This is a genomic window from Vibrio sp. 2033, from assembly GCF_033339735.1.
Genome location: NZ_JAWOVC010000023.1, coordinates 47724 through 57114, shown reverse-complemented (window position 1 = coordinate 57114; position 9391 = coordinate 47724). Strand labels below are relative to the sequence as shown.

Here is a 9391-nt window from a genome sequence, read left to right as displayed (position 1 = left end):
CTCTTGCAGGGCATGCATCAGTTGAACGCTTGAGAACTGGATATCTTCATTGATAGATTCAAGAACACATTCATCAACGCTGGGCCTCTCAATCTGGCTGACTTGCAGAGCTGGTGTAAGGTTCAGAGTGATATCACGCATGTAAGTGGATAGGTGTTTGTAGCCTAGCTTTGTTCTACGGTACTCAAGGTCAGCTCTTTCTTGCGGGGTTATATTTATTTTAACTTGTTCACTGCATTTGGCTTCTGCTAGTTTTCGTGGTCTACCACGGCTAGGTTTATTGAGGTATTGTTCAATAAGCTCTAAGGCTTGAAGCTTTTCTTCAGAATCACGTAGATGGCGATACAAGCCTCGTTCTTCGAACACAAGCTGACGTTGTTCAATAAGTTCAGCTTTGCTCATTTTTTCTAGTCTTTTTCTGATACTTAGATCGAAAATATTCATACTTGTTACCTTTATTATTTTTATTAGTGGTACTAGGAGCGGAGCGACGAGCGCAGAACCGCAAGGTTCGAGCACCGCAGCACTAGCAAGGAAGCTCCGCAGGACAAGCTGCTAATTAATTTCGAGGAACGAGAAATAAATAGTACTGGCTTGTTTCCGTGTTTTGTAATTTAGTGGAACCACTGTGGTTATTCTTATGCCCGCACTCATGGAGTGCGTTCCCATTATTCATGGGCGTAAATTAAAATAGTGTTCCTATGTTTTATTTTAATCCAATGTGTGCGATTTATTCAACTGACATGAAATTTAATATTGAGTATAGTTTGAGTTATTTGGGAAAAAATTTGTTTTTGTCATATGAAGTAAGTTATGTATTGATAAGTTAATAAATGATAAATCACTTACAGTGGGGGTATATTAGAGTGGACTAATTCCCACATAATATAAATTTATAGTTAGTCAACTTATTACTTTTTAAAAGGTATCGTGTGGTGATTTTGGGTATTGGATTGATTAGGTTAATAATTAACGATTCGAACCAAATTAAATGAGTAGGAGAATAAATACCAGTATGCTTAAGGCTGATTATGTTGGCCGACTTCGTCGAACTTGTCGAGTTGAGGTCGCGTGCTAAGTGGAGGGGTTATGGATGGTAAGGTAAAACAGCGCAGAGCTAGGAAAGCTTATACTTCTGAGTTAGCTGAATCCTTTGCAAAAGCTGTTAATTTGGCAGCAAAGCAGGTTAGTAAAAAGAAACCTGTTTCCTCTTCAGCAACGCTGAATTAAAAAAGAATGTTGTAAAGCTTGTTCAGCGAAAAAAGTAGCATTACCTATTTCTTTGCTTCATAAACAAAAAAGGCGCACACAGAGTGCTCCAAAGGATAAGGGCAGTGTTTGGTTTACCTTAAGCAGTGGCGAACTTGTAAGTGCGATAGCCGCCAAGCAGGTTACGTGCTTTAAACCCTGAGTTGACCAGCTGACGATAGGCGACGTTACCGCGCAAACCGACCTGACAATAAATCACGATCTCTTTGTCTTTAGGAAGTTCGTGCATGCGACGACGTAGTTGATCGACAGGAATATTAATTGCACCTTCAAGATAACCAACGGACTCCAATTCACCAGGATTACGAACATCAAGTAACAGTTGGTCTTCTGTCAGTGAATCCATTTCATCATAATGAATCGCGGTCGCATCGCCTTTGATGATGTTATTTGCCACAAACGCCGCTTGGTTAATTACATCTTTAGCAGAGCCATAAGGTGGCGCGTAAGTTAGCTCAAGGTGTTGCAGTTGTTCTACCGTCATACCAGCACGCTGAGCAACTGCCATTACGTCGATACGTTTATCAACACCGTCTTTACCTACTGCTTGCGCACCTAATATTTTACCTGTTACTGGATCAAACAGCATTTTGAATGACACGGTTTCTGCACCTGGGTAGTAACTCGCGTGACTTGCTGTATGCACATACACTTTTTCATAAGCGATGTTTTCACGTTTCAGCTGTTTCTCGTTTTTACCAGTAGAAGCGACGGCTAAATCAAAGATCTTACAGATCGCCGTGCCTTGCGTACCTTGGTAAGTTTCTTGGCGGCCAAGCATGTTGTCTGCTGCCATTCGGCCTTGACGGTTTGCCGGGCCCGCAAGTGGCACTAGAGTTTGCTCGCCAGTCACGAAGTCTTTCTCTTCTACCGCGTCGCCGACAGCGTAGATCGAAGGATCGCTGGTTTGCATGTATTCATTGGTATAAATACCACCAAGAGCGCCGATTTCTAAGCCAGCTTCTTTTGCTAATTTGGTCTCGGGGCGAACACCAATTGCCATAATCAGAATATCGGTGGTGAGTCTTTCACCATTGTTTAGTGTTAATTCCAATTCACCTTCTAGATGTTGGTGTTTTTCGCTCTCACCAGAGTCGAAACTTGCCACGTGCTCGTTAGGTACGAATTTCACCGACTCAAGTGCGACGCCAAGTTTAAGGTCGATGCCTTTCTCACGAATTTCAGCATGTGCGAAGCCAGCCATTTCACGGTCAACGGGCGTCATCACTTGATCCGCCATTTCAACTAATGTGGTTTTTATGCCTAGCTGGTGGAAGGCTTCCATCATTTCCAAACCGATAAAACCACCACCAACGACCGTAGCGTGTTCAACTTTGTTGGTTTCGATCGTTTTAATGATGCGATCCATATCTGGAATATTGCGCAGCGAGTGCGTTAACGGGTTATCAATACCCGGAATAGGCGGCACAGCTGGACCTGCGCCAGGGCTGAGTAGAAGAAAGTCGTAGCTCTCTTGGTATTCAGAGCCATCAAGCAAATTGTTAACCGTAACCGTTTTGTCTTGACGGTTAATAGAAACCACTTCGTTCATCACACGGACATCAACATTGAAACGCGCTAAAAAGCTCTCAGGCGTTTGAAGAAGCAGTTTGCTGCGCTCTTGGATATCGCCACCAATGTGATAGGGCAAGCCACAGTTTGCAAATGACAACTATATAATAAACAACTCAACTGTTATCATTTGGACGAGAAACATGTGGAGGTAATGTGGCACGCTATTTTTTATATCACCGTGTATCTAAAAAGATTCAATCAATTGAAGGGCAGGGTGTTGAGCGCCAAGTAGAAGCAACGCAACAGTGGATTGATATCCATAATGAACTGAGAGTTAAAGAGGGTAAAGAACCTTACACTTTTGGTCGCCGATATGAAGATAAAGGTAGGTCAGGATATACGCAAGAAAACATACGAAAGGGTCAACTAGGGAAGCTATTCGCTGATATAGAAAAAGGGATAATTGTACCTGGTGACATAATTGTCTTTGAACTGATAGATCGTTTCAGTCGCGCTGAACCAAATGTGGTACGTGGTCATTTCGAAAACATAATGAAAGCGGGAGTCAAGGTTGCAGTCACCAAATGGAATACCGTCTTTGAAACAAACATGAGTGGCCCAAGTGGCCTAAGCGCAAGAATTATGCTCGAAGTGGGCTTGCACTTGGCAAATGAAGAGAGCCGCGTCAAAAGTGAGCGTATTCTTGCAACGAACAAAATCTTAGCTGACCAAGGTATAAAGACAACAGCCAAGACCCCAATCTGGCTATATCGAACAAAAGATCGTACAGGCTTCCAGGTTGTTGAGGAAAATGCAAATGTTATCAGGAGAATCTTTGAGCTAAGAAAAATTGGTTTTGGTGCCAAAAGAATCATTAATGAGCTTGGCCCACTGAAATTAGCAAGATACAAATACAATGAAGAAGGCGAGCTTGTAGCTTCAAGCTATAACAGACCCTTGTCAGAATCTTCGGTTAACCGTTATCTGCGTGATCAAACTGTAATTGGGTATAGAGACGGCGTTCAGTTCTGTGAGCCGATAGTTGAAGAGAAGCTCTTCCATGCTTGTCAGCAAAAGATACGCAAACAAAAGGGAGGTAAGGTTACTAAAATTAAGAACGTCTTGAGTGGGTTGGCATATTGCGAGAAATGTGGCAAAAAAATGGTATTTGGAGGGGAGAGTATATCTCCTAAAGGCAAGATCCGCTCATACATTAAGTGCAACAATAAAGCTAAAACTGGTGGGTGTAATGCGAAAAGTATTAGATATGAACCACTAGAACGGTGTGTATACAACCTTCTGCATACATTGAATGATAGAGAAGAAATAACAGTAGATATAGGCCAGCTTGAAATGGGGTTAGCTTCAGCTCAAGAGCAAGCCGCAAATGCTCAAAGTTATATGATACGTTACCCAAATGATTCCAGTTGGGTCGGTATCTATGAGGAGCAGAAGGCAAAAGTCTACGAACTGAATAATTTGATAGCAGATGCTAAAGCAGAGCGTTCGGGAAGGCTTACCGAAATGAACTTGGACTTGTCTAGACATGAAAACAAGGCCTTATTCAATCAAATCCTAAAGGACTATGATGTTAAAGCTGTACTTGGTTATGAATCGACAAGCGATAAGCCTAGAGTGAAGTTGGTCATTGGAGCTTGGGGAGATTTTGTAGTATCTGCTACCGTTGATAAGAGTGTAAGTTCTCGAAGAGTCAGGGCCGCTATGAAGTTAGGTGCTGAGGGGATAGATTTTGACAAACGAGATAGAGGGCACATTCAATTTAAAGAACCAGAAAAATTTGTAAGTGATGATGCGAAACGAACGGCCTTTATCGATAGCCTAACTAAAAATTTTTCTCAAACAATGAGTGACCAAGAGAAGCAGTTCATCTTAGACAAGGTTCAACAGCAAAACACGAACCAAGGCAGTGAAGATTAGGTGAGTCGTTTTGGTCTATCTTCTGAAGAACAAGTTGATAGACCTCATCTTCTTGAATGAACTGGTGATCTTCACTTTTTGAAGCCAGGCAACACAGACAGCTAGATGCTGAGTTGGGAAGAATCAAAGGCGCTATGTGTGATGGGAAACCCACAGAGTTGGGTTTTGCAGAGCGTGTATATAATCAATCGACAAAATATAGAATAGATTTGGTCATTAACCCTATGAGATTGATATTAAGGGATAAACCGCATCACCCCAAAGCTCATCAGCCCCATCCATCATAATCTCAATAATAGTTGGAACAACATTTTCGAGTAACGCAGTGCAGTCGCGAATTTGGTCACGATTAGCAGAACTGTTGTACGTTGCTCCACCGTGAATCAACTGGTTGCGTAATGTGTAAAGCCTTGAGAAAACGACACTCAATACAGTGGCTGTGTCACCCCCTGACAGAGCTTTGTTTGCGATAGATTTTGCCTGAGAACGTTCTTTCTTCCATTGCTCCTCTGTGATGAGACCAGAGTGGTACTTCCAAAATGACTGGAGAATAAATTCATTGTCTAGAATGAGCCTTATGGAAGATGAATATTGAGACCAAACTAGTTCTGACAGTTTATTTCCGCCATCTAAAGATACGATCTTGGCAAGAAACTCTTGGTATAGGCCTCGTTCACCGAAATCAGCCTTGTACTCGAAATCCTGAGCATATGCCGCGTTGAAGGCAATCCAAAGAAAGATGTATTTCGAGTCGTGGTCATCACACATCTCAGCCTTGTTAAGCCAACTAAGTGCGCGATGGATACGAAGAGATAGCGCTTGAGGGTAGGTACCTCTCTCTTGACGGTGGCGCTCTTTAAGTAATTGATACATATGCTTTCCCAGGAGCTATTTGACTGTCTTGAGGTTACCCTTGTTGGCATCTTATGCAAGTTGGTTATTATGGTGTTATGAGCTAGAGTAAACTTTAAATTAATTCACACTTTTAGCCTAAATCTTCAACAGTTAAAGATTTCAGAGGTATATGAGAGAGGGTTACCTGAAAATGGAAATAATATTAATGAGGATGGCGAATGGGCTCTTTCTCAATACAAACTGAGCAAGCTATAGCGTACAGTGCTATGCAAGACTTACATCTTCGTAGTCGCGTCAAAATAAAATGGTTCGAGCTGACTGAAACTGCCAAATCTCTTTTAGAAACAAAAGATGCAACATCTATCTTGAAAGCAGAAAAATTGCTATCTAAAGCCCTGAAGGTAGCTCTCAAGGAGCCACTGGCTAGAGCTTCAACGTGTCATGACTTAGGAGTCTTACACTTTACGTATCACATTGAATTACCTGGTGGAACCTACCATAACTTAAACAAGGCCATTCAGTACTTTAACCGTGCGATAGATACTCCTCAACGGAGAAGTACTCCAGAGAAGTACGCTTCAAGTCTTTCGCAACTAGCAGTAACATATCGTAGGGCTGCGCATGAGTATCTCTGGCCTGATAAAGATATTAATTGCTTAGAAAAAGCCAAACTGCTCCACGGTCAAGCAATTGATACTTTGCAGAGTAGTGAAGTTCCTCAGGCGATTAAGGATGGTCAACTTTCAATTATCTACTTCAATCTGGCGAGTGTACTTTTTGATCAGGGACTCAATCAAAGTGCCTGCGAATTACAATCGCTTTCTGTGGCATTGTATTTGGACTACCAAAATTACCATTTACCAACGTTTATGAGTATCATGGCACCAGAGCAAGCTCTCGGGTTGAGTTACGCAAGATTGATGCATTTCTCCGACTCTCAACATCACAAAGAGCTATGCAAAACCATTTTAGACATCGCGCCACAGTTTGGAATTGATCCTCTAAAGATTATGTCAATTAATCCCACGGTTGACCTTTCCAAACCCGAATTACAAGTTGATTACTTGGTCTCTAACACGTTAAGTAATCCCAATAGGGAAAATATCGGGTCATTAGTAAGAAAGCAATTCGAGTTAATGGATAATCGCCGATTTTGTAAAAGTGATCCAGAAGCCGATTACTTGGCATCTTTAGCGCAAAGAATATGCTCAGGTTTGGCTCGAGTTCTAGTTAAAGAGAATGATGCACTAAATGCTTTAAGGTATCTTGAAAACTGTAGTGCATTGCGGTTCTGTGAAAGTGCCAATAAGCATTGGCAGCAGCCGTCTACAAAACTTGCTGGTACTTTATGGAATGAACTTCTTCAGTTAGGCGCTTCTTATCATACTCTAAACGAACTAGCGTTAATGCTAGAACATGTTCAAGAAAAAGAACTGCAACCTTTAATTCAAGCGTGTTATGAAAGCTCCCAGCAAGCGTCAATGCTAGAAGAACTTACTCTGAATACAGTCTTTTATAATGCGAGTAAGTTACCTGAAGTTGTTTCTGGTGCTTTAGACAATAAAGACCCTATCGATTACTTACGAATACAGGCGAACTATTGTTTTGAAGACTTCCAGAAATTAGAAAACCTTATTTATCAATTAGAGCCTAGCTTCGTAGAGTATCGAGGTAGTGATTCTGCCATAGACATATCTCATTTTAAGAAGGCCTTACGTACCCATGATGACCTAACTCTTGTAAGAATTGATATCGAATCAGGATTTGATGATGCACTTATTCTGGTGGCAAAGTTGGTCAATGGTGAAATTGTCGTTAAGGGACATATAGTCGAGGTACCTAATGGACTAGTGAACCATATCGCTGAATTTATCAGGGGTGATTCAGATGCAGATGAGCATTGGCCTCTAGATTTTGTTGATTGGAGCGAAATCCTACCCAATGACTGTAAACGTGTTGGTTTGTTAACGTCATTCTTTGCTTCTCAGATTCCTTGGGTTGCAACTGGCATTAAAGGTAAAGAACTATATACCTTAGTAGAAGAGGTAAATTGTCTCCCAACGGTTCTTTATCTTTGTAATCATGTAACTCACTTCAATAAGCGTAGTGGCGCTAAATGCATTAATGGTGGGGAAACACGTTTTCACAATGTAGCTAATCAGCATGTCCCAGATTTGATGAGTAATGTTTCAAAAAGTGATTTTGTTGATGCAGTGCGAAGCAGCGAGGTACTTTCCTATTATGGCCATTGTGCCCATGAATTCCCTAACAGGCCATCTTTGAAAACGAAGCATTTCGACTTGCATGATTTAGAGCTGGTTAATCAGGTTGCGGGTATGGAGCGTGTTGAATTCTGGGCTTGCCAAAGCGGTAGCAATATCCCCCTGAGTGTCTTCTCTATCCCTGTAAACGAAGCATTCGGTTTTGATATGCGTATGATAGAGTGGGGGGCAGCGAGTTCAATTGGTTCATTGTGGGCTTTACCTGACATTGTGACTGCACATATCAAATCTCATTATGACCAACTTGTGATTAATGGTTCTTCACCATCAAAAGCTCTACTTGCAGCTCAAAACTGGTGGGTTTCGCAAGGAGCAAAAGCCGAACTTAACAAAATGAGAGAGTTAGGGTTGTCACCATACCTCAATACCCTTGGATGTAATGAATCTCTTGATGGTTTATTGGGGCCAATGAAGACAAAAGAATCGCGGAATGAGGGTGAGTTAAAACGAGCCGAAAGGTTATTCCTTCACCCTTCTTCTTGGGCTGGTTTAAGGTTTTGTGGAGTTGAAGATCAAATCAACAGAGCTGTTTGTAAAGAACAAGTAGAGCTGAAAGCTGATGAAATGAATTCCCTAAAAAATCACTTAGCACAACAACAACTAAAGTCTGGATTTATTAACTATGCGTGATGCAGATTTGTCACAAATTAACGATTGGAGCGTAGAAGGTCGAAAACAGTATCTTGAGGAGCACAGAGTAACGATTGAGGTGATTTTATCTAATGCTCTAGAAGAGTTTTATGGGCCAAAGCTATCAAGTGTTTTTGGTTGTCAGGATAAAGCGAAAGATAAAATTCTAGATATGTTTGTTTCTGAGAGGCTTGATCAGATAGAGCTGCGTAAAAGAAATATTCCTTGTGATTTGGGGCTTTTTGATCAAATCGATTTCTGGTGTAAATTCAAAACAGGTATCAGTGTTAAAGGTATTAAACAGATATCTTTAGATTCTAATCTTTTAGATCATGATGTTTTGACAGGCAATGATATTGAGCACGATATTGAAAAGCTCTCGAACTGCTTACCTTTGTACAGTCATTCTGTCGCGCCAGACATGGTTGGTTACTGGTTGCTAGCGAATAAAAAACTATTAGATGAGCTGAGCGGCTTTATCAATGTTGACGTAAATGTTGCTAAAGAACTAAAGGGGTCACCCGCCAAATTGTCCAAGTATAAAGCTGATGCATCTTTCAGGTATCTTTGCCTTTACCTTAATGTTGAATCAAAAGTGTCTGATTTTCATAAGTACCAGAAGAAGTACTTAACTAGAGGGGAAAATAAGCCTCAGTATGTAGCGGATGGAAATGAATCACACATGGAAAAACATGAAGTTCGTAAATCAGTTGCTCAAGTTATAGATCACTTTCACCGTGTTAATAATGATGGCACCACGGTTTTATGCCATAAATTATTCAAATCTGCTGGCAGAAAAAGTTTATTAGACCAATATGAGATTGGCCGTGACTTTGCTCATTATGAAAAACTAAAGAATCAGCTCTCAGAATTGAAATCCCCACGAAAGGAGGAGGCTTGAT

General features: G+C 41.2%; 6 protein-coding genes and 1 pseudogene. 4 read left to right on the top strand and 3 right to left on the bottom strand.

The genetic code is table 11. From position 1 onward, the window contains the following. On the bottom strand, nucleotides 1–444 hold a 444-nt coding region (locus tag R7P74_RS21410; protein WP_318123175.1), incomplete at its 3' end, for a hypothetical protein. A gap of 645 nt (nucleotides 445–1089) precedes the next feature. Between R7P74_RS21410 and R7P74_RS21405 the strand changes: the two genes are divergently transcribed. Next, a complete protein-coding gene (locus tag R7P74_RS21405) occupies nucleotides 1090–1230 on the top strand; it encodes a hypothetical protein (protein WP_213899853.1) in 141 nt (46 codons plus the stop codon). Between the two features lie 118 nt (nucleotides 1231–1348). On the opposite strand, the pseudogene R7P74_RS21400 reads toward R7P74_RS21405, so the two are convergent. After that, nucleotides 1349–2941: pseudogene (locus R7P74_RS21400) on the bottom strand (FAD-dependent oxidoreductase); the annotation flags it as partial. Nucleotides 2942–2997: 56 nt separating this feature from the next. Here R7P74_RS21400 and R7P74_RS21395 point away from each other — a divergent pair. Further along, on the top strand, nucleotides 2998–4722 hold the full coding sequence (locus tag R7P74_RS21395) for a recombinase family protein (RefSeq protein WP_318073439.1): 1725 nt from the start codon (nucleotides 2998–3000) through the stop codon (nucleotides 4720–4722). A 222-nt stretch (nucleotides 4723–4944) separates the two neighbouring features. On the opposite strand, the gene R7P74_RS21390 is transcribed toward R7P74_RS21395, so the two are convergent. Then, nucleotides 4945–5595: a HEPN domain-containing protein gene (locus R7P74_RS21390; RefSeq protein ID WP_238952617.1), complete on the bottom strand. Its 651-nt coding sequence runs from the start codon at nucleotides 5593–5595 to the stop codon at nucleotides 4945–4947. 200 nt (nucleotides 5596–5795) lie between these two features. On the opposite strand from R7P74_RS21390, the gene R7P74_RS21385 reads away from it, so the two are divergent. Continuing rightward, entirely contained in the window at nucleotides 5796–8489 is a 2694-nt protein-coding gene (locus tag R7P74_RS21385; protein WP_318073440.1) for a CHAT domain-containing protein, read from the top strand. Next, on the top strand, nucleotides 8482–9390 hold the full coding sequence (locus R7P74_RS21380) for a hypothetical protein (RefSeq protein WP_140050311.1): 909 nt from the start codon (nucleotides 8482–8484) through the stop codon (nucleotides 9388–9390). The genes R7P74_RS21385 and R7P74_RS21380 overlap by 8 nt, the downstream gene beginning before the upstream one ends. Nucleotide 9391: the final 1 nt, after the last annotated feature.